The 20756-nt window shown below is 58.0% G+C and carries 20 protein-coding genes and 1 tRNA gene; 9 read left to right on the plus strand and 12 right to left on the minus strand.

Annotated elements, in window-relative coordinates; all coding sequences use genetic code 11:
* Positions 1–28: 28 nt before the first annotated feature.
* The 5 genes from KW825_RS19920 to KW825_RS20610 form a co-directional block, all read right to left on the minus strand.
* Positions 29–376 carry a hypothetical protein gene (locus KW825_RS19920; RefSeq protein WP_218330201.1) on the minus strand — a complete coding sequence of 116 codons (348 nt, stop codon included), beginning with the start codon at positions 374–376 and terminating at the stop codon, positions 29–31.
* Positions 373–711 (minus strand): DUF2799 domain-containing protein, encoded by a 339-nt coding sequence (locus KW825_RS19925; protein ID WP_042655032.1) that lies wholly within the window; start codon positions 709–711, stop codon positions 373–375. Before KW825_RS19925 ends, KW825_RS19920 begins: the two co-directional genes overlap by 4 nt.
* Before the next feature lie 224 nt (positions 712–935).
* The gene (locus KW825_RS20605) at positions 936–1058 is read right to left on the minus strand and encodes a hypothetical protein (protein ID WP_126623425.1); all 123 of its coding nucleotides are present in this window, start codon (positions 1056–1058) and stop codon (positions 936–938) included.
* A gap of 74 nt (positions 1059–1132) precedes the next feature.
* A complete protein-coding gene (locus KW825_RS19930) occupies positions 1133–2113 on the minus strand; it encodes an MDR family oxidoreductase (protein WP_218330202.1) in 981 nt (326 codons plus the stop codon).
* A 29-nt stretch (positions 2114–2142) separates the two neighbouring features.
* Positions 2143–2304 carry a substrate-binding domain-containing protein gene (locus tag KW825_RS20610; protein WP_232018883.1) on the minus strand — a complete coding sequence of 54 codons (162 nt, stop codon included), beginning with the start codon at positions 2302–2304 and terminating at the stop codon, positions 2143–2145.
* Positions 2305–2632: 328 nt separating this feature from the next.
* On the opposite strand from KW825_RS20610, the gene KW825_RS19940 reads away from it, so the two are divergent.
* Together KW825_RS19940 and KW825_RS19945 are read left to right on the plus strand one after the other, a co-directional pair.
* Positions 2633–3634, plus strand: coding sequence for a glycosyltransferase family 9 protein (locus tag KW825_RS19940; protein WP_218330204.1), 1002 nt, complete (start codon positions 2633–2635; stop codon positions 3632–3634).
* A 6-nt stretch (positions 3635–3640) separates the two neighbouring features.
* Positions 3641–4690 (plus strand): glycosyltransferase, encoded by a 1050-nt coding sequence (locus KW825_RS19945; RefSeq protein ID WP_256354018.1) that lies wholly within the window; start codon positions 3641–3643, stop codon positions 4688–4690.
* Positions 4691–4744: 54 nt separating this feature from the next.
* Here the strand turns inward: KW825_RS19945 and KW825_RS19950 are convergent, their stop codons facing one another.
* The 4 genes from KW825_RS19950 to rfaD are packed head-to-tail and all read right to left on the minus strand — an operon-like array spanning position 4745 to position 9533.
* The gene (locus KW825_RS19950; protein ID WP_218330206.1) at positions 4745–5503 is read right to left on the minus strand and encodes a glycosyltransferase family 25 protein; all 759 of its coding nucleotides are present in this window, start codon (positions 5501–5503) and stop codon (positions 4745–4747) included.
* Positions 5500–6762, minus strand: a complete 1263-nt coding sequence (locus tag KW825_RS19955) for an O-antigen ligase (protein ID WP_218330207.1) — start codon at positions 6760–6762, stop codon at positions 5500–5502. The genes KW825_RS19950 and KW825_RS19955 overlap by 4 nt, the downstream gene beginning before the upstream one ends.
* A gap of 1 nt (position 6763) precedes the next feature.
* Positions 6764–8524, minus strand: a complete 1761-nt coding sequence (locus KW825_RS19960) for a polysaccharide deacetylase family protein (protein ID WP_218330208.1) — start codon at positions 8522–8524, stop codon at positions 6764–6766.
* A 49-nt stretch (positions 8525–8573) separates the two neighbouring features.
* Positions 8574–9533: an ADP-glyceromanno-heptose 6-epimerase gene (gene rfaD, locus KW825_RS19965; protein ID WP_218330209.1), complete on the minus strand. Its 960-nt coding sequence runs from the start codon at positions 9531–9533 to the stop codon at positions 8574–8576.
* Positions 9534–9679: 146 nt separating this feature from the next.
* Between rfaD and KW825_RS19970 the strand changes: the two genes are divergently transcribed.
* The 5 genes from KW825_RS19970 to KW825_RS19990 all read left to right on the plus strand — a co-directional run bounded on the left by KW825_RS19970 (position 9680) and on the right by KW825_RS19990 (position 15771).
* A complete protein-coding gene (locus KW825_RS19970) occupies positions 9680–10324 on the plus strand; it encodes a TetR/AcrR family transcriptional regulator (RefSeq protein ID WP_042655026.1) in 645 nt (214 codons plus the stop codon).
* A gap of 115 nt (positions 10325–10439) precedes the next feature.
* Positions 10440–11630 carry a glycine C-acetyltransferase gene (locus tag KW825_RS19975; protein ID WP_218330210.1) on the plus strand — a complete coding sequence of 397 codons (1191 nt, stop codon included), beginning with the start codon at positions 10440–10442 and terminating at the stop codon, positions 11628–11630.
* A gap of 89 nt (positions 11631–11719) precedes the next feature.
* On the plus strand, positions 11720–12748 hold the full coding sequence (gene tdh, locus KW825_RS19980; RefSeq protein ID WP_042655024.1) for an L-threonine 3-dehydrogenase: 1029 nt from the start codon (positions 11720–11722) through the stop codon (positions 12746–12748).
* 197 nt (positions 12749–12945) lie between these two features.
* Positions 12946–13410, plus strand: a complete 465-nt coding sequence (locus KW825_RS19985; protein ID WP_218330211.1) for a cytochrome c5 family protein — start codon at positions 12946–12948, stop codon at positions 13408–13410.
* 84 nt (positions 13411–13494) lie between these two features.
* Positions 13495–15771: a bifunctional diguanylate cyclase/phosphodiesterase gene (locus KW825_RS19990; protein ID WP_218330212.1), complete on the plus strand. Its 2277-nt coding sequence runs from the start codon at positions 13495–13497 to the stop codon at positions 15769–15771.
* Between the two features lie 23 nt (positions 15772–15794).
* Here KW825_RS19990 and rep read toward each other — a convergent pair whose 3' ends face one another.
* Positions 15795–17807, minus strand: a complete 2013-nt coding sequence (gene rep / locus KW825_RS19995) for a DNA helicase Rep (protein ID WP_218292751.1) — start codon at positions 17805–17807, stop codon at positions 15795–15797.
* 153 nt (positions 17808–17960) lie between these two features.
* Here rep and KW825_RS20000 point away from each other — a divergent pair, with 153 nt between their 5' ends.
* Both KW825_RS20000 and KW825_RS20005 read left to right on the plus strand, forming a co-directional pair.
* Positions 17961–19181, plus strand: coding sequence for an aminotransferase class V-fold PLP-dependent enzyme (locus KW825_RS20000; protein WP_218330213.1), 1221 nt, complete (start codon positions 17961–17963; stop codon positions 19179–19181).
* A 12-nt stretch (positions 19182–19193) separates the two neighbouring features.
* Entirely contained in the window at positions 19194–19631 is a 438-nt protein-coding gene (locus KW825_RS20005; RefSeq protein WP_218330214.1) for a SufE family protein, read from the plus strand.
* Here the strand turns inward: KW825_RS20005 and tcdA are convergent.
* Entirely contained in the window at positions 19616–20479 is an 864-nt protein-coding gene (gene tcdA / locus KW825_RS20010; protein WP_218330215.1) for a tRNA cyclic N6-threonylcarbamoyladenosine(37) synthase TcdA, read from the minus strand. The two genes, KW825_RS20005 and tcdA, sit on opposite strands and share 16 nt — an antisense overlap.
* A gap of 168 nt (positions 20480–20647) precedes the next feature.
* Positions 20648–20724, minus strand: a tRNA-Asp gene (locus KW825_RS20015).
* Positions 20725–20756: the final 32 nt, after the last annotated feature.

The following is a 20756-nucleotide window of genomic DNA, read 5'->3' on the forward strand; positions in this document are numbered from 1 at the left end:
GCTAACCAGATTGCAGGCGAACTCTTCGCTACATTTTGTTCTGCACCACCTTAGAGTGGTATAGGTCGAGCTCGGAGGTCACTTGACGCAATTTCGAGTCCAAGTCTGCATACATAGCTTCGACAGCCTGTCTTCCGCTGGGGCTATGTTCAAGCTGTTTAGCCATAGTCTCTTGATGCCGCATCAGTTCGAGATAGTGTGCTCTAAAAGACAGCAAAGCATTGAGGCGACCCATATTATTGGCTCGTTCAGCCTCCTTAGCCGATTTCCGTGCATACACTACCGCCACAACAGCGATAACTCCGGCAACCAGTGAGATCACGTCACTGGTAGAGATTGCGATAATCTCCCCCATTACATGAATCTCAAACATCATTGATCGGTCCAGCCCTGGCGACCCTGCTCGAACAGGCGACGGGCCTGCTCATCGTTGGGGCAGACGCCACGGTACTCCTCCCCGGCTCGACCGGCCAGATAGAGGTGCTCGGGGCGGCAATACCAGGCCAGTCCCTTCTGCCGGCCCTGCTGCCACACGGCAACATCCACCTTGGTCCCGCACTGGGCCTGATGGAACTCAACCCTGTCGGCGGCAAAGCCCAGCTTGCCATCGGCCTCCCCCACATCGCTCCACACCTTCTCGCAGGGATCATCCGAATTGGAGACGCATCCCCCGAGCAGGCCGGCGCACATCATGATGACGAGTAATCGCATATTCATCCTTGAGCATCGATTGAACAGTTCACTAACGTCTCGAGCAACCCGAACCGGCCACTACCATGACGCAGGACCACCTTAGCATTCCTGAGCGCCATTTGAGCAGTTCATTCTATCCAGCCCGCCCGTCCCCACCAAGTCCATCCCGCGCCCTGCGTTCTCAAAGGGCGCACAAAAAAATAGGGCGGGCCCCTGGGCCCGCCCCTACTCTGCACCGCGATTTACTGGTCGTCGAGAGGCTCATAATCCTGCCAGCTCTCGTCATCCAGCTCCTCCAGCTCATCCTCCCAGGATTCCGGCTCCCAATCATCCTCGAGCTCGTAATCCGGCTTCTGTTCACCCATGCTCATTCTCCTTGGATAGTGCACCGGCCTTCAAAGTCTATCCAGAAAAATGGTGCTCGCCAGTCAGCTCGAGGTCAAAGTTTGACCAGGGTGCGGCCCGCGATCTGGCCAAGGGTGATGGCCTCGGCGGCGGCAGCGACCTGCTCCAGTCCTATCTCGGTCACCGCCTGGGCGAAGAAGCTGGCGGGCAGATCTCGAGCCAGTCGTGCCCAGGCCTGCTGGCGGCGGGCCAGCGGGCACAGCACCGAATCCACTCCCTGCAGGCGCACGTTGCGCAGGATGAAGGGCATCACGCTGGTCGGCAGATCGAAGCCCCCCGCCAGCCCGCAGGCCGCCACGGCGCCGCCATAGTTCATCTGGGCCAGCAACTTGGCCAGCACCTGGCTGCCGACGGTGTCGATGGCACCGGCCCACAGCTGCTTCTCCAGCGGCTTGGCGGGCTCCAGCAGCTCGCTGCGCGGCACTATGCGGCTGGCACCGAGCGCGCTCAGCATCTCGCCCTGCTCCTGCACCCGGCCGGTCAGGGCCGCGACGCTATAACCCAGGGCTGCCAGCAAGGCGACAGCGGTGGAGCCCACCCCACCGGCGGCCCCGGTCACCAGGATCTCGCCGCTCTCGGGGGTGATGCCCGCCTCTTCCAGCGCCAGCACGCAGAGCATGGCGGTGAGACCGGCGGTGCCGATGCACATGGCCTGGCGCTCATCCAGTCCGGCCGGCAGCGGTACCAGCCAGTCGGCCTTGACCCGCGCCTGTTCGGCCATGCCGCCCCAGTGGCCCTCACCCACGCCCCAACCGGTCAGCACCACCTTGTCACCGGGCCGATAGCGGCCATCCGCCGACTCGAGCACCGTGCCGGCGAAGTCGATGCCGGGCACCAGCGGCCACTGGCGCACTATCTTGCCCTTGCCGGTGATGGCCAGCCCATCCTTGTAGTTGATGGAGCTGTAACTCACCGCCACCCGCACCTCGCCTTCCGGCAGCTGGCTCTCGGTCAGCTGGGTGAGGGTCGGGACCGTCTTGCCATCTTGGTTTTCCAGTAACAGAGCCTTGAACATGCTTTCCTCTCGGGGTTGTGGCGCCGGCATCAGGTGCTCTGGCGCTTGTGCAATTCAAACTCGATGGTCTGGGTACCGTCTTGCAGTACCTCGCCAGCCAGTTTACGCAGGATCATCTCCGCGGCCATGCCGCCCATCTTGCAATAGGGGATCTGTACCGACGTCAGGGCAGGATAACAGGCCTTCGCCACATCCGAATCATCGAAACCGGCGATGGCCAGCTGATCACCTTCCTGCCGGTGCTGGGGGATCTCGGCTTTGCCAATACCACCTTCAGCGATGCCGACTTCGGCGTGGCAGGCATACAGCTGGGCCTTATCGTGCGTTGATGCCATTCACACTCCTCTCTGTTTGCCTCATCTGGACGCGACTCACGCTGAATGGGAACCTAACGTGTCGGAAATATGCGCAATCAGGTTGCGCCAGATCGGATTTTCACCCAGCAGCGGCAGCATCTGACCGCCTAGTAAGATATGCTGTTGCGCTGACGTTCAACCCCGACCTCGCCTGAGGCCTTGCATGAAATACCTCGTAGTCCAGACCAAACAGATAGGAGACGTGCTGATCTCCACGGCGCTGTGCAACAACCTCAAGCAGAACGATCCCAATGGGGAGGTTCACTATCTGGTCATGGACTATTGTGCGGGCATGGCAGAGGGCAACCCCAACATAGACAGGCTGATCGTCATCGAGAAGGCCAAACGCAACGAGTGGCGCTACATGAAGGCACTGCTGCTGGGGATCCGGCGCGAACGCTACGACGTGGTGATCAACAGCCAGGGCCAGATGATAGGCCTGCTGACCTGCCTGATATCGGGCGCCAGGCTGCGGATCGGATTCGACTCCTTCCCCTGGCGGCTCGGCCACAACCGCATAGTGCGCTTTCGGCATGACACCGAACATCGGGGTAACAGCACCCTGGTGGACGACAGATTTTCCCTGCTCAAGCCCCTCGGCCTCGCACGGGAGGATCGCAACTACTATCTCTGGTTGAGCGAAGAGGAGAAACGGCAGGGGCGCGAGACCCTGCTGGCGGCCGGGGTCGATCTATCGCGGCCGCTGATCGCCATGGGGGTCAACTCGCTGGGGCATTACAAACGCTGGCCCATCGACTGCTTCGCCGAAGTGGCGCGCTGGCTGATCGAGGAGCATGACGCCCAGATCCTGGTCTATTGCGGACCAGGAGAAGAAGAGTACAACCGAGGCCTCAAGCCGCTGTTGCCCCCTGAGGTGCAGGCTAGTGTGTTTGACCAGATCAAGACCCGCTCGGTACGGGAGCTGGTGGGGCTGTTCGCCCACTGCCAGCTGTTTGTCGGTAACGATACGGGGCCCCGTCACATTGCGCAGGCGCTGGACATGCCGCTGCTGACCATAGTCGCACCACAGGGGCACCTGAATATTGCAAACCCACATGATCATCCTCGATTCCAAGCCATAGAATGCGGTTTCAATAACAAAGAGGCGGATATTTCCGCAGTAAATATTAGGCTGGCTAAGTTCCCCTCAGATTTTTGGGTATGAATGTACATGAAAAAAATATTATTTATTGTTGATGACTTTTATGGTGGGGGAGCAGAAAAAGTTCTGCTAAATACGGCATCTCTACTTCAAAAAAATAAAGCTAATGTTATTGTTTATACCTTGCGCAACAGGATAGAACATAGTATTCCAGACAATATAAAGCCACTCAATCTAGCTATCGTTAATCGCTTCACGAAAGCTATATCCAATGTCTTTGTAGAAAAAATACAGGCATCACTTATCTACCAAAAAATTCTGAAAGAGGCTCCAGATGTCATTATATCTTGCTCATGTGATAAAATAACAAGACATCTCCCTGATAATCTAAATGTATATTACTGGATTCACGGCAATATAACTGGTTTCGCAAGCGATAACGCAAAAAGCTATGCCAAGTTCAAACGCTTTTATAATGGTAAAAAACTGATATGCGTTTCTCATGGCATTGCCGATGACATCATGAACAATGTCCAGGCCAAACCACTGTCATGCCAAGTTATTTATAATCCATTTGATATTGCCAAGATACAAAGCATGGCTGATGAGTCAATAATAAAACCTTTCGAGAAGTATTTTATTCATATCGGTTCATTTGAAGAACGTAAACGCCATGATCGTTTACTTCAGGCGTACAAACTGAGTGGTATCGACACACCATTGATATTGATGGGAAAAGGGGCGTTACGACAAAAAATTGAAATGATGATTGATGATATGGGACTTGGAAATAAAGTTATTATTATTGATTTCCAAAAAAATCCATACCCATACATCAAAGCAGCTCAAGCATTAATCCTAACTTCTGATGCCGAAGGTTTACCCACTGTACTTATTGAGGCATTAATATGCCATACCCCAGTGATCAGTGTCGACTGCCCCTCTGGGCCGGCAGAAATCCTCACCGAAGAATTAAAGAAATTTTTGTGTCCATTAAATGACATACAAACAATTGCGGCATCGTTAACTACTCAAAATGAAAGCCCCACTAATATAGATAAAAGTTACTACCAGGCATTCTCAAGCGAAGAGACCATTAATAAATTCATGCAGTTGTGAAAAATATAAGGTGAACACTACGCTGCTCACCTTGTTGAAATATAATGAAAAAACCTATCTTAATTTCCATTTAAGGAAAAACAAGATATTAAATATATTGTTTTTCCTATCATTAATAAATCTATACGCCTCTTTTCGCAATCGCACATCGAGCCGACGCCTTCCTTTATGCTCTCTTTCTGCATAACCTATTTCCGATGGCAAATCTGTTTGTAATACAAGAGGCGGTTCAATACCATAATCGCACACATGATGGCGGTATTCACTATCCATGTAATCATCCACCGGCCACCACCATGTCTCTGAATGACGTAAAAACTTTTCTGCCGCCACAGGAGAAAGGGTATAACCATGGCAGCAGCTTGGCCCACGCAGATATTTCACCAATGAATAAGGGTTCTTTTTATCTCCATCATCGATGCTATAATAGGCGCCCAATATGGGCATCCTCTTTAATGGCCCTCGCCCCAGCCTTATGTATTCATATTGGGTAGTCAAAGAATCAGCCATTTTAAAAAATGTCAAAAAATCATCTGAAAGATCAATGTCATCCTCCAGAATCAATATATTTTCCTGCAAGGATACACATTTCTCCCAAAGTGCACGATGACTGGCGAAACATCCCATCTCACCGGAGGTTAACCCATGACCTTTCTCTTTTAACCTGCGATCATTGTCATAGCCGGTGATTTCAGTCACTCGGCCATCTATCGCGGAAAAAAACTCAAACTCCAGCCACATGCCAGATAATAACGTACCGATCCTCTCTCTTCTATCCGTCGAGCGTGCCATATTGACGACATATATCTTCATGATTGAGTCTTACCTTCTAGAGAAGCGGACAGGGCTAACACCAGCGAAAATATAAAGAAGGTAATGCCCGAGTTATGTGCGAAATAGGCCTGACTGAGGTTGTAATCTATCGTGGTCAAGCAGGTCACCATGACAATAGTTAGCCCACCAAAGACTGACGATGTGATGGATACTCCTGCCATCCTTGATCTCACAATAATCATGGGAACAAATAATATCCCCAAGAGGCTGAACAAACCGATCAAACCACGCTTCGCCATATCTTCCAAATATTGATTATGGGCGTGATAGTTAAAGCTATAAATAAACTCGGTTATTTTTCCCTCTTCCAACTGCTGCTTTTGTGATAATCGCAAGCCATCGTGTCCCCAACCAAGCACCGGTTTCTCAATAAAGGAGTCCCAAGCACTTTGCCACAATTGGAATCTCACCCCCAAGGAAGTATTACGCACTGAACCATCGATATATCTTACAACATCCGATTTCGCCTCATAAATTCTATTCATTACCCCGGATTGCGGCGTAAAAACGATGGCCGAGACAGCAACCAGAATAAGCAGGAGCCATTTTCTATCTCTCTTGGAGATAGCACTCCGATAGAAGAATAGGACGGACAGCACAACCAACGGCAGCAAGATCCAGCCACCACGAGTGCCAGATAAAAAACTTCCAGTAAGACCAGCCAGGGTGCTTAATAGGTAAAGATACGACCATTTACTCTCTCCCTTTGCTCTATACCATAAAAAACCACATAAACAGAATATCCCAAGGGACATACTGATATTCCCAGTTTGAATAGGCATAGAATAAAAAGCGAACGCTCGCTCATAACCTAAATAGAATTTATCATAAATTGCAATACAGGCAGAAACGAGTGCACCAACACCAAAGCCAAACAGTAGTACATCAAGTTTCACCTTATGCCGAGCTAACAAAGGCAGTGTCAGCATGGCCATCAAGGCCCGACTTGGCCTATCCAGCTGGCTTAATTTACTGCCATCCAACATGGTTGAAATAAGAAAAACTAAAAAATATAAAAAAAGCAATCCAGCAATTACCTTGTATTCTTTGGTAAGGCACTCTAAATAATCTCTGCGCCAGAATACAAACAGGCTAATCACAGCTAATAAAGTCGGTCCATATGAATAACCGCTAGGTATAGCAACGGCTAGCGCTCCAAATAAAAATGCTGATAGTTGAACTAGCCAAGGAAGCAATTCTGTTCGCTTCGTAGGAATCATTGAAATCGCAGAAGACATTTTATTTCCTGAAGACATAGTTGCCACGGATCTTGCGCCACAGGCCAAACACGTCGGTACGGGGGAAGATGGCGATCCGACGGATCTGCAGCGGATCCCGATGCATGGCTCTGGGGCCGCTGTTGGTGGCCACAGCATAACGGTAACCGGCCGCACTGGCTTGGATCTTGGCACTGTCATTCAGATCCCCGTAAGGGTAGGCAAACGACAAGAGCGGATGACCGAGCAGCTGTTCCAGCCGATCCTTGTTAGCCTGGATCTCGTGAGCCTGCAGTGTTGGTGTGAGCGTGCTGAGGCGCGGGTGGGTCAGGGTATGACCCCCGATCTCCACATGGCCCGACGCGGCGAGCGCACGGATCTCATCGCCGTCCATCAGTGCCACCGGCGTATCGGGGTGGGTCGGGTGCTCCACATCCCAGCGATTGTGATCCTCACCGGTCACTATGTACACCACGGCTTTGTAACCATATTTTTCAAGCAGCGGCAGCATGCGGGTGAGGTTATCCCGATAACCATCGTCGACGGTGATCATCAGGTACTTTTTGCCGTACTGCAGCCGATGGATGAAGCCCTTCTCCTCCAGATCGGCGAAGGTCAGCGTCTCGTAACCGAGCCACTTCATCAGCTTGAGGTGTTTCTCGAACATGGCGATGGGCAACCAGGTGCCATGCACCCCCTTCTCGCTCTCCTGCTCGATGAAGCGGTGATACATGATGACCGGCATCTCGCGGCGCAGCGTCTCCACCACGGCGTCCTGATAGACGGACTCGAGCCCGCTCACCACGCCCTGCAAGCCATATTCATGCTGAATACGCAGGCGCAGGGGGTCGGACACCGTCTTGCTGGCCAATGCAGTGACTATCTGTGCCTTCAATACGGCAAAGTCGATCGCCAGATCCTGCGGCCCTATGTCGCCAAAGTTGCTGGCCAGGGCCTCATCCAGATTCTGTTCGCTCACCAGGCCGATGGCCCTGGCTTCCCCGATGGCAAAGGCGGGACGACCACACAACAGGGCCTCCATCGCCACCCGACCGGCCCCGATCACCAGATCGCAGCCCGCCAGCAGAGTGGGGACGTCATCCACATAGCCGACAAATTCGACCCTGTCCTCGAAACGGGCAAAACGCTCCGGCAACCGAGTACCGCTAACGACTCGAACCCGGCAGGCGGCCAGATCCAGCACCTCGTCCAGCAGGCGATAGCAGAGCTCGCCCTTGGGACCGCTCAGCCGCCCTATGATGGCGATCACCGGCTTGGCATTGTCCGGGGAAGGCATCGGCTGGAACTTGTCGGTCTCGATGCCGTTGCGCAGCACCTGCACCTTGGCCGGATCGACCCCCAGGTTGTCGATGATCTGGTGGGCGATGTCTTCGCACACCGCCACCGCCCGGTAGCCGAGCGCATGGAAGGCCTTGCGGGAGGCGTGCACCGGCTGACGGCCATGCACAGTGGTGATCATGGGGGTGCCGGTCAGCTTGCAGGCCACATAGCTGCTCCAGCCTGAGGCCCGGGAGTGAGCGTGCACCAACTGGATATGGTACCTCTTGATGAGGTAGATGAGGTAAAACACATGCCAGAACCGGCGCAATATGCTGCGCTTGTTGAACCGCAACTTGAACACCGGACCAAGGGTGGGTTTGGTCAGGGTATCTGAAACGTAAAAGACGTTGTGGCCACGCCGGGTAAGCTCGTTACCGACCGTGGTGGCATAGACCTCAGCTCCCGTCACCTCGAGCTGGGAGAGTGCCATCAATATATTCATGCAAGCGTATCCGATCGACGGGTGGCCAGAGCCACCCGTCAGAGGGGGATCAAACCCGGTTCAGCCAGGCCATGTAATCGGCCACGCCTTCGGCCACTGTCTTGAACTCGCCATCATAGCCGGCCGCACGCAAGCGGGTCAGATCTGCCTGGGTGAAGCTCTGATAGCGACCTTTGAGGTGGTCCGGGAAGGGGATGTATTCGATGGCGCCCTGCTGATGATGCTTGATCACCGCCTCGGCCACGTTCTGGAACGGCTCGGCACGGCCGGTGCCGCAGTTGAAGATGCCGGAGTGCTGCGGATGCTGCCAGAACCAGAGGTTCACCTTGCAGACGTCATCCACATAGATGAAGTCGCGCATCTGGCCGCCGTCCGGGAAGCCGTCGCAGCCTTCAAACAGCTTGGGATTGCCGCCCTGCTTCACCTGGGTATTGAGGTGGAAGGCGACGGAGGCCATGGAGCCCTTGTGCTGCTCGCGCGGACCGTAGACGTTGAAGTACTTCAGACCCACGACCTGGGAATTGATCTCCGGCAGCCAGCGACGCACGTACTGATCGAACAGCTGCTTGGAGTAGCCGTAGACGTTGAGCGGCTGCTCGAACTTGGGATCTTCGATGAAGTTGTCGTTGCGACCACCGTAGGTGGCGGCGGAGGAGGCGTAGATGAACGGAATTTCCCGCTCGATGCAGTAGTGGAACAGATCCTTGGAGTACTCGTAGTTGACCTCCATGATGAACTTGCCGTTCCACTCTGTGGTCGCGGAACAGGCGCCTTCGTGGAAGATCACCTCGATGCCGCCATCCCACTCCTCAAACTCGTCACCGGAGACGATACGCGCCTGGAACTCGTCCTTATCCATGTAATCGGCAATGGTCAGGTCGACCAGGTTGACGAACTTGGTGCCATCGGTCAGGTCATCGATGACCACCACATCGGTCCGTCCTTGAGCGTTCAGCTGCTTGACCAGATTGCTGCCGATAAAGCCAGCACCGCCAGTTACTACGATCATGGAGTTTGCCTCGCGTACGTTGATGGCCACGTGTGACTGCTTGTTAAAGCTGTGTATAGTGGGCCAATTTGAAATTGCCGAAAAGTTTATCACGGGCCGCAAGGGGATTCGACCTTGATGCACAGGGCCCGGCAGAGGGATCAGTGATGAAAACCAGAGACAGGATCATTCACAGCGCCACCGAGCTGTTCAACGATCAGGGTGAACGCAACATCACCACCAACCACATTGCCGCCCATCTCGGCATCAGCCCAGGCAATCTTTATTACCACTTCCGCAATAAAGAAGACATCATCCACTCCATCTTCGATCAATACGCCCGTCACCTGAGCGAGAGTTTTACTCCCGCCCGCAGCAACGAGATCAAGCTGGCAGACCTGATGGGCTATCTGGATGCCATCTTCTATCTGATGTGGCAGTTCCGTTTCTTCTACGCGAACCTACCGGACATCCTCAGTCGCGACGAGCCGCTGCAGCAGAAGTACCTCAAGGCCCAGGAGCAACTGAGGGCCGCCGTGGTCGCCCTGCTCAGGAGCCTGCGCGAGGGGGGCATCATCGCCGTCAGCGACGAGGATCTGCCGGATCTGGGCCAGACCATCAAGATGGTGGTGACCTGCTGGATCCCGTTCCAGATTGCCCAGGCCCCCAGCGCCCGCATCACCAAGCCCTTGCTTTATCAGGGCGTGTTGCGGGTGCTGTTCCTGCTGCGCCCCTATGTGCAGCCCCAAGTGGCCGCGCAGATCCGGCAACTGGAGCAACACTACCATCAACTGGCCCAACCAGCCGGGTGAGATCTGTTTCACAATTGTTGAATATCAGCACAATAATTTGAATTCATGCGCGGCGATTACAGTAAAATGTTGCCCACTGTAGTTACACCGCCGAAATAGCCAATGAGGACCGAGGATGTCTAACGGATTCTATCGTCACCTGACCGAGCAGTTGGAACAGGTCAAAGCGGAAGGCTTGTACAAGCAGGAACGCATCATCACCTCGGCCCAGCAGGCCCAGATCGCGGTGGGTGGCGAGCAGGTACTGAACTTCTGCGCCAACAACTACCTGGGGCTGGCCAACCATCCCGATCTCGTCGCCGCGGCCCATCAGGGGCTGGACAGCCACGGCTTCGGCATGGCCTCGGTGCGCTTCATCTGCGGCACTCAGGATCAACACAAGGTGCTGGAGCAGAAGCTGTCGACCTTCCTCGGCACCGAGGACAGCATCCTCTATTCCTCCTGCTTCGATGCCAACGGCGGTCTGTTCGAGACCCTGTTCGGCGCCGAAGACGCCATCATCTCCGATGCCCTCAACCACGCCTCCATCATCGACGGGGTGCGGTTGTGCAAGGCCAAGCGCTATCGCTACGCCAACAACGACATGGCCGAGCTGGAAGCCCAGCTCAAGCAGGCCAATGCCGACGGCGCCCGCTTCAAGCTGATCGCCACCGACGGGGTCTTCTCCATGGATGGGGTCATCGCCGACCTGAAATCCATCTGCGATCTGGCGGACAAGTACGATGCGCTGGTGATGGTGGATGACTCCCATGCGGTCGGTTTCATCGGCGACAACGGCCGTGGCACCCACGAATACTGCGACGTGCTGGATAGGGTCGACATCATCACCGGCACCCTGGGCAAGGCCCTCGGCGGCGCCTCCGGCGGTTACACCTCCGGCAAGAAAGAGGTGATCGACTGGCTGCGTCAGCGCTCACGCCCTTATCTGTTCTCCAACTCCCTGGCCCCCTCCATCGTCTCGGCCACCATCAAGGTGATCGACATGCTGGCGGAAGGCCACGAGCTGCGCGCCCGTCTGAAGGAGAACAGCCAGTATTTCCGCACCCGGATGAGCGCCGCCGGCTTCACCCTGGCCGGCGCCGATCACGCCATCATCCCGGTCATGCTGGGGGATGCCAAGCTGGCCTCCGAGATGGCGAGCCGCATGCTGGCGGCCGGCATCTATGTGGTGGGCTTCTCCTTCCCGGTGGTGCCCAAAGGCCAGGCCCGCATTCGCACCCAGATGTCTGCCGCCCATACCCGCGAGCAGCTGGACAAGGCGATCGACGCCTTCATCCGCATCGGCCGCGAACTCGGCGTGATCTGATCACATGGCTATTTGATTAAAACGGGGGCCAAGGTTGGGCCCCATTTTATTACCCTCTGTACCCGGCGCAGCGCCGTGAGGAATCTGTCATGAAAGCACTCTCCAAACTCAAATCCGAAGTCGGCATCTGGATGACGGACGTCCCGGCCCCCGAGCTCGGCCACAACGATCTGCTGATCAAGATCCGCAAGACCGCCATCTGCGGCACCGACATGCACATCTACAACTGGGACGAGTGGGCCCAGAAGACCATCCCCGTGCCCATGGTGGTGGGTCATGAATACGTCGGTGAGGTGGTCGCCGTCGGCCAGGAAGTGCGCGGCTTCGCCGTGGGCGATCGGGTCTCCGGCGAGGGCCACATCACCTGTGGCCACTGCCGCAACTGCCGGGCCGGCCGCACCCACCTGTGCCGCAATACCATAGGGGTCGGCGTCAACCGCCCTGGCAGCTTCGCCGAATACCTGGTGATCCCGGCCTTCAACGCCTTCAAGCTGCCGGACAACATCCCCGATGAGCTGGCCGCCATCTTCGATCCCTTCGGCAACGCCGTGCACACCGCCCTCTCCTTCGATCTGGTCGGCGAGGACGTGCTCATCACCGGTGCCGGCCCCATCGGCATCATGGCCGCCGCCGTCTGCCGCCACGTCGGCGCGCGTCATGTGGTGATCACCGACGTCAACGAATACCGGCTGGAGCTGGCCCGCAAGATGGGCGCCACCCGCGCGGTCAACGTGAGCAAAGAGAAACTCGCCGACGTGATGAGCGAGCTCGGTATGACCGAGGGCTTCGACGTCGGGCTGGAGATGTCCGGTGTGCCCTCCGCCTTCCAGGACATGATCGACAAGATGAACCACGGCGGCAAGATCGCCATGCTCGGCATCCCGCCCTCCACCATGGCCATCGACTGGAACAAGGTGATCTTCAAGGGGCTGTTCATCAAAGGGATCTACGGCCGCGAGATGTTCGAGACCTGGTACAAGATGGCCAGCCTCATCCAGTCAGGGCTGGATCTCAGCCCCATCATCACCCATCACTTCCATATCGATGACTTCCAGCAGGGCTTCGACGCCATGGGATCAGGCAAGTCCGGCAAGGTGATCCTCAACTGGGATAAGTGAGTCTTTTTCACTGCTGACTGAAAAAACCCGGCGAAAGCCGGGTTTCTTTTTGCGGTTGTCTGGCCTGCTACGCCTTCCGGCGCAGAAACTTTGTTCGCAGATTGCTTAACACTTCACACACAAGCGTTTAAATGCTTGTAACTATTCGGTTATAATCCCGTCGTTTTCTAGGGATAATAAGAGCCTGCTGGGAGTACATGAGCGTGTTGAAAAAACTGAGCTATTTGCTGACTGCCGGGATCGCGGCTGCCAGTCTGTCCGGCGCCGCCCTTGCGGCAGAGAGTGCCGCCGATGAGATGTCACCGGAGGCCATCGCAGAGCGAATTGCCCCGGTCGGCCAAGTCTACACCGCCAAGGATCTGGAAGGGATCGCGACCGCGGCCGCCGTCCCTGCCGCCGCATCCTCCGGCCCCCGTGACGGCGAGACAGTGTTCAAGGGTGCCTGTTTTGCCTGCCATGATACAGGCGCGGCCGGGGCCCCGAAACGCGGGGACAAGGCGGCCTGGGAGCCCCGTATCGCCCAGGGCTTCGATACGCTGAAGAAGCATGCCATCGAGGGCTTCACCGGCAAGGCTGGCATGATGCCCCCCAGAGGCACCTGCGCCGCCTGTAGTGATGAAGAGATCGAAAACGCCATTCACTACATGATCGACAAGCTCTAAGTACTTGAAAGGGCTTCTATTGCGGCCCTTTCAATCTGTTTACTTCCGGCTACCCTTGAAGGTAAGCATTTTCGGGAGTTTTGCATGTCTGTCCAGCCCACCACACCGCACGACTCCATGCCGCTGCTGGCGATCGTCTCCTCCATCATGGACTTCCCTGCGCCAGGCATAGCCACCCCTGCGGACTACACCAGACTGGTGCAGCAACTGGACAGGCTCTGCCCCTTGCAGCAGTTTGCCATGCTGGGGCTGGCCGATGGGGGCCTGCACTGGGTGTACGAACACCAGCTGGCGGAGGATTTCAAGCAGCAGCTGGGGCTGGAGGAGCCCCGCCTCACCGAGCAGCTCACCCAGCTCGATGAACGCCTGGGCTGGTGCGTCCAGCCAGTCGAGCACACCGATGTACAGTGGTTGCTGGCCCGCAGCGCCCCCGAGCACCTGTCCACCCTGCGGCTGCTGCTGGAGTGCCTGGCCAAGCGGCTGCATGAGACCCAGACCGGCGCCCAGCTGTCTGAGCTGGCCTCCCCCCTGATGCGGCGCGATCCGCACTGGCAGCAGAAGATAGAAAATATCAGCCGCATCATGCGGTTGGCTCACAGCCTCCCCCCTCACGCCCTGTTCTCCCAGCTGGAGGCCGTGCTGCGCCCCATGCTGGCCATCCGCGACATGTTGCTGGTCCGCCTCGACAACCTGCGGATGGAGAAGCTCTACCCGTCGCAGCTCCCCTATGATGACGAGGTCATCAGGGCGCTGTGCCACAGCACCAACAACGTCGAGCGGCACGAGGGTGACCTGTACTGGTACAGCCTGCCGCTGCGCCAGCAGCAGCAATATTTTGCCCACCTCCTCATCAGCACCCCCCAGGCGCTGGAAACCGACGATCGGCTGTTCCTCGACTTCCTGCGCAATCAGCTGACCCTGTTGCTGGAGCTGAAGCGGGTCAGGCAACAGCTGGATGAGCTCAACTCGGAGGAGTCCATCAATCAGCGCTTGCAGCAGCTGCGCCAGACCAACCTGCGGCTACAGAAGCAGCTCAAGCAACATCAGGAGCTGGAGCGGCGGCTGCAGTTCAACGCGCTGCACGATCCGCTGACCCAGCTGCCGAACCGGGCCCTGCTGATGAACCACCTCCATCACGCCATCACCCGCTATCGCCGCTATCTGACCCCCGCCTTCACCCTGATCTTCATCGATGTGGATCACTTCAAGCAGGTCAATGACGCCCTGGGCCACAGCGCGGGGGATCAGCTGCTGCAGGAGCTGAGCAAGCGGCTGCAGAGCTGCATCCGGCAGAACGACATGGTGGCCCGGCTGGGGGGAGACGAATTCGTCATCTATCTGGACAACAGCCAGCAGGAGGAAGACATCAGCCCGGTGCTCAACCGCCTCCTCGGCCGCATCGCCCACCCGTTCCGGCTGCAGGGCAATGAGTTGACCATCACCGTCAGCCTGGGGGTGGCCAGCGTGACGGAGCAGACCACGGACATCAGCGAGCTGCTGCACCAGGCCGATCTCGCCATGTATCAGGCCAAGCGCAACGGCCGCAGCCGCATCGTCAGTTATTCCGAGGCCTGTGCCGAGCACGCCGGCTCGCCGGAGGAGATGCTGACCCGGGCCCTGCGGGAGGGGCGGATAGTGCCCTACTTCCAGCCGGTGATCCGGCTCGAGGACAGCTGTCTGACCGGGCTGGAGGTGATGGCGCGCTGGATAACGGAGGAGGGGGAACTCAAGGACGCCTTCGATTTCATCCCGCTGGCCGAGCAGTGTGGCCTCATTCAGGAGCTGGATCAGCAGATCCTCAGGCGGACTTGCCAGCAGCTGAAGAACTGGCTGCCGGTCTCGGGCCAGAGCCGCTTCAAGATCGCCCTCAACCTCTCCGGCAAGCATCTGGCCAGCCGCGAACAGCTCATGCGGCTGGTCAACATCATGGAGGAGGAGGGGGTATTGCCGAGTTACTTCATCTTCGAGTTCAACGAGCGGGAGCTGTCCAGGCAAAACTCCGACTCCCTCACCTCATTGCACGAGCTGAGGGCCAAGGGGATCCAGATCAGCCTGGATGACTTCGGTACCGGCTTCTCCTCCCTCAACGCCCTGTTTCACTTCCCGGTGGACTACATCAAGGTGGATGACAGCTTCACCCACCGCATGCTGAACTCCCCCAAGGATCTGGCGCTGATCCGCGCCATGCGGGACATCTGCCAGGATCTGGACTTCACCCTGGTGGTCGAGGGCATCGAAAACCAGCAACAGCTGCAGAAGCTGATCGATCTCGGCTGCACCATGGGGCAGGGCCGCTACATCTCCCCGCCCCTGCCCGGGGCCGATATCACCCCGCTGCTGAGCCAAGCCAGTGCGGGTTAACGCCGGCTCAATCCTGCTTGAACTCAATCCTTCTTGAATAAGGCCCGCAGGTTAGCTACCCCGACCTGCCCCTTCTGCTGACGCTCCTCGGCGGTCACCTTCTTCTGATTCTCCCACTCCAGATCGTCCTGAGGCAGCTCCAGCAGGAAGCGGCTCGGCTCGGGCCGCACCGACTCGCCGTATTGGCGTCGCTCCTTGCAGAGGGTGAAGGTCAGCTCGGTCTGGGCCCGGGTGATGCCCACATAAGCGAGGCGCCGCTCCTCCTCCACGTTGTCTTCATCGATGCTGGTCTGGTGTGGCAACAAGCCCTCCTCCATGCCCACCATGTATACATAGGGGAACTCCAGCCCCTTGGAGGCGTGCAGCGTCATCAGCTGCACCTGATCCGCATCATCCTCCCCCTCGTTGCGCTCCATCATGTCACGCAGGGTGAGGCGCGTGACCACCTGGTTGAGCGTCATGGCCTCCTCCAGTTCGTCCCCCTCCAGCATCTCGGTGATCCAGCGATAGAGGGTGGAGACGTTCTGCATCCGCATCTCGGCCGCCTTGGGGCTCGGTGAGGTCTCGTAGAGCCACTCCTCGTAGTGGATCTCCTTGATCATGTCCCGCACCGCCTCCACCGGATTGCCGCGCTGCGCCTGATCGCCGAGCCGCACCAGCCAGTTGGTGAAGGCCTGCAGGGCCACCAGACCACGGCCGGAGAGGGATTGCTCCAGCCCCAGCTCGAAGCTGGCGGCAAACAGGCTCTTGCCGCGCTGGTTCGCGTACTGGCCCAGCTTTTCGAGGGTGGTGGGACCGATCTCCCGCCGCGGCAGGTTGACCACCCGCAGGAAGGCGGTGTCCTCGTCCGGATTCACCAGCAGCTTGAGGTAGGCCATGATGTCCTTGATCTCGGTGCGGGAGAAGAAGGAGGTGCCGCCCGAGATGCGATAGGGGATGCGGTTGGTCATCAGCGCCTTCTCGAAGATGCGCGACTGATGGTTGCCCCGGTAGAGGATGGCGTAATCCTTGAACCGGGTGCGGTTCATGAACTTGTGGCCCATCAGCTCGGCGGCGATCCGCTCCGCCTCGTGCTCCTCGTTCTTGGCAAACAGCACCTTGACCGGCACCCCGTAGTCGAGCTCGGAGAACAGCGCCTTGTCGAACACATGGGGGTTGTTGGCGATCAGGATGTTGGCGCATTTCAGGATGCGCCCCTTGGAGCGGTAGTTCTGCTCCAGCTTGATGAGCTTGAGGCTGGGGAAGTCCTCGTTGAGCAGCACCAGGTTCTGGGGCCTGGCACCGCGCCAGGAGTAGATGGACTGGTCATCGTCCCCCACCACGGTGAAGCGGGCCCGCTCGCCGACGATCTGCTTCACCAGCTCGTACTGGCTGGTGTTGGTGTCCTGATACTCGTCGACCAGCAGGTAGCGGATCTTGCTCTGCCAGCGGGTGCGCACCTCCTCGTTGCTTTTCAGCAGCAGGGTCGGCATCACGATGAGATCGTCGAAATCCAGCGCGTTGTAGGCCACCATCTGGCGATGATAACGCTCGTAGAGCTGGGCCATCAGCACCTCTTCCGGCCCCTTGGCGATGCGCATGGCTCGCGCCGGCAAGATAAGGTCGTTCTTCCAGTTGGAGATCTGGCTGATCAGGGCCGACAGCTTGTCCTTGTCGTTGTCGAGCTCGGCTTCGGTCAGCTCTTTGAGCAGTGCCAGCTGGTCGGTGTCGTCGAACAGGGAGAAGTTCGCCTTGAGATTCAGGCTCTTGTGTTCGCGGCGAATGATATCTAGCCCCAGGGTATGGAAGGTGGAGACCATCAGCCCCCGCGCCTCCTTGCGGCCCAGGGTCTGGCCGACCCGCTCCTTCATCTCCCGCGCCGCCTTGTTGGTGAAGGTGACCGCCGCTATGTTGCGCGCGTTATAGCCACACTGCTGCACCAGGTAGGCGATCTTGTTGGTGATGACGCGGGTCTTGCCCGATCCGGCACCCGCCAGCACCAGGCAAGGGCCGGAGACAAACTTGACCGCTTCATTCTGATTGGGGTTGAGCTTCATGGGCCGGATCTCTTGGCTTATGATGAGGGGCGGCATTGTAACAGAGATCGCCTGGACAGCCGAAGCCGGACGCCGGGGCCCGCCACTTCGCCTTGTGTTTGGGCGCCATTTTCAGGATCATGGCCGACTTTTCCAGATGATGATGAGGGGAGCATGAACCAGCAACAGCACGCCCGATTGCGCAGCCAGTTTCCGGCCTTGGCGCAGGAGGTCAATGGCCATCCCCTGGTCTATCTGGATAACGCCGCCACCACCCAAAAACCCCAGGCAGTGCTGGACGTCATCGCCCATTACTACCGGGCCGATAACGCCAACGTGCACCGCGCCGCCCATGCCCTGAGCGGTCGCGCCACCCGCGCCTTCGAAGCCGCCCGCGAGACCACGGCCCGCTTCATCAATGCGCCTCATGGCCGCGAGATCATCTGGACCCGCGGCACCACTGAGGCGATCAATCTGGTGGCCCAGAGCTGGGGCTCAAGCGAGCTGAAGGGGGGGGACGAGATAGTCCTCAGCACCCTGGAGCATCACGCCAACATAGTGCCCTGGCAGTTGATCGCCCAGCGCACCGGCGCCATCATTCGGGTCATTCCGCTGGATGAGCGCGGGGACCTCGATCTCGACGCTTACCATAAACTGCTGGGGCCGCGCACCCGGCTGGTAAGCGTCGCCCATGTCTCCAATGCCCTTGGCACCGTCAATCCGGTGGCGCAGATAGTGGCGGCCGCCAAGGCGGTCGGTGCCCTGACCCTGATCGATGGCGCCCAGGCGGTGGCCCATCTCGAGGTGGATGTGCAGGCCATCGGCTGTGACTTCTATGCCTTCTCCGGTCACAAACTCTATGGCCCGACCGGGATCGGCGTGCTCTGGGGCAGGACCGAACTGCTGGAGCGGATGCCTCCCTGGCAGGCGGGCGGCGAGATGATCGATAAGGTCAGCTTCGCGGGTACCAGTTTCAATGCCCTGCCGTTCAAGTTCGAGGCGGGCACCCCCCATATCGTCGGGGCCATCGGCCTGGCCGCCGCCATCGACTTCATCACCCAGCAAGACAGGGCCGCCCTGGTGCGCCACGAACAGGCGCTCACCGACTATCTGGTGGCAGGTTTGCGCCAAGTGCCCGGCCTGCGCCTGGTCGGCGAACCCAGGCAGCGCGCTGGTGCCGTCTCCTTCCTGTTGGACGACATACACCCGCAAGATGCCGCCACCCTGCTCGACATGCAGGGCATAGCGCTGCGAGTCGGCCATCACTGCGCCATGCCGCTGATGGAGAGCCTGGGACTGAGCGGCACGATGCGAGCCTCATTGGCCTGCTACAACAACCGGGACGACGTGGATGCCCTGCTGGCGGCCCTGCACAGACTGGAAGATTTCTTTTAAGGCATGACGGACATGAATACCCTCGAAAGCTATACCCCCATAGGCCGGGAGCCGAACGCCGATAGCCTGCGCCAACAGTTTTCCGCCGCCAACGGCTGGGAGAACCAGTACCGGCTCATCATCCAGCTCGGCAAGTTGCTGCCCGCGCTGCCGGCCGAGTGGCAGCAGGAGGAGTTTCGCCTCAAGGGATGCGAGAGCCAGGCCTGGCTGAAGGCGGAGAAAAGTGAGGACGGTTGCTGGCACTTTGCCTGTGACTCCGACGCCCGCATCGTGCGCGGCCTCATCGTCATAGTACTGGCGGCGCTCAATCACCAGCCCGCCGAAGCCATTCAGGCCTTTGATATGGAAGCCTATTTCACCGAGCTGGGGCTGGAGAAACACCTGAGCCCGTCACGGGGTAACGGGCTCAGGGCGATCGTGCTGGCGATTCGGGCTCAGGCCTCCGCCTGATCCCCGGCCACCGGCGGCTGCGATATATCCTCGCGACTGTCCATGAGGGCGGCACGCTCCACCCTCGCACCCCGCTCGGCAATCTTCTTCAATACCCGGGCAGCGGCGACCAGACCAAAGGTCGCTGTCACCGGTGTCACTGCCCCGAAGCCGGAGGCGCAATCCATCTTCATATTGCCATCGCTGGCCACCTTGGCCTGACAAGTGCCGCCCTGGCCATCGGGGTAACTCAACTGCTCGGTTGAGAACACACACTCCACCCCGAATTTGCGGGCCGGATTCTTGCTGAAGTTGTGCAGCCGACGCAGATCCGAGCGCACCTTGGCCGCCAGCGGATCCTGAATGGTCTTGGCCAGATCGGCCACGGTGATTTGGGTGGGGTCCATCTGGCCGCCGGCGCCACCGGCCACGATCACCGGGATCTTGTTGCGCTTGCAGAACGCTATCAGCGCCACCTTGGCCTTGACCGAATCGATGGCATCCACCACATAGTCAAACTCCCGCTTGATATGCTCGGCCAGGTTGTCGGCCGTAACAAAGTCATCCACCTCGATCACGGTGCAATCCGGGTTGATGGCACGGATGCGCTCGGCCATGACTTCGGTCTTGAGCCGACCGACCGTGCCCTGCATGGCGTGGATCTGGCGATTGGTGTTGGTGATGCAGATATCGTCCATGTCGATCAGGGTGATCTGATTGATGCCGGCCCGGGCTAGTGCCTCCGCCGCCCAGGAGCCAACCCCGCCGATCCCCACCACACAGACCCTGGCCTGGCTGAAGGAGCCGAGTGCGCACTGACCATAAAGACGGGCAATGCCCCCGAATCGCTGTAGATATTCTGCTTTCATACCACCACCTTGCTTGAGGCGGCCATTATAGCGGCAACGATGGTCAACGGCGATCATCAGATGAGACGCTGGTGATACAAAGGAGGAAATGAGAAGGGGTAACAGTAGGGTTTGGCGGATGTCAGACATGAAAAAAAGCCCAGTCTTTCAACTGGGCTTCTTAATCATTGGCGGAGCGGACGGGACTCGAACCCGCGACCCCCGGCGTGACAGGCCGGTATTCTAACCAACTGAACTACCGCTCCGCAATTTGGCTAGCTTCTGCTAAATCGTCTGC

The organism is Aeromonas sp. sif2433 (assembly GCF_019218705.1).
Taxonomy (GTDB): Bacteria; Pseudomonadota; Gammaproteobacteria; order Enterobacterales; family Aeromonadaceae; genus Aeromonas; species Aeromonas encheleia.